Origin of the sequence: Mycolicibacter acidiphilus (assembly GCF_018455725.1) — a bacterium.
GTDB classification, from domain to species: domain Bacteria; phylum Actinomycetota; class Actinomycetes; order Mycobacteriales; family Mycobacteriaceae; genus Mycobacterium; species Mycobacterium acidiphilum.
In genome coordinates, this window is the sequence record NZ_JAHCLR010000140.1 from 1 (window position 1) to 563 (window position 563).

Genomic DNA, 563 nt, shown 5'->3' on the forward strand with positions numbered 1-563 from the left:
CCGCCGGTGCCGGCGACGGCCGCCGCGTCGGTGCCGGTCGACGCGTTGTAGCCGTTGCCGCCGACGCCGCCGTTGCCGGCGGTGGCCGATCCGCCCTGCGCGCCCTGGACGCCGGCGTCACCGGTGCCGGCCAGCCCGCCGGTGCCCGCTGCGCCACCGGCGCCACCGTGACCCGCCGCACCGGCGTTGCCGCCAGCACCGCCGTTGCCACCGTCGACGTCGGTGAGCGTGCCGGAGGCGCCGCTGCCGCCGTTGCCGCCTCGCCCGCCCGCGCCGCCGGCACCACCCACACCGCCGTCGCCGTTGTCGCCGTTGCTGCCGCCGGTCCCGCCGGTGCCACCCGCGCCGCCGAGGCCGCCGGTGCCACCGGAGCTTCCGGCGTCGCCGTCGCCGTCGCCGGGGAACGCACCGGTCGCGCCGTCCTGGCCCGCACCACCGGCACCACCCGCGCCGCCCGCGCCACCGGCACCGCCGGTCCCGCTGTCTGCCGGGATCAGTCCGAGGGCACCGCCGCCCTTGACCGGCACGCCCGCGCCGCCCTCGCCGCCGGCCCCGCCGTTGCC

1 pseudogene is annotated in these 563 nt (G+C 81.9%); it reads right to left on the reverse strand.

The features are described 5' to 3' along the window. Positions 1–563, reverse strand: a pseudogene (locus KIH27_RS22210) (hypothetical protein); the annotation flags it as partial.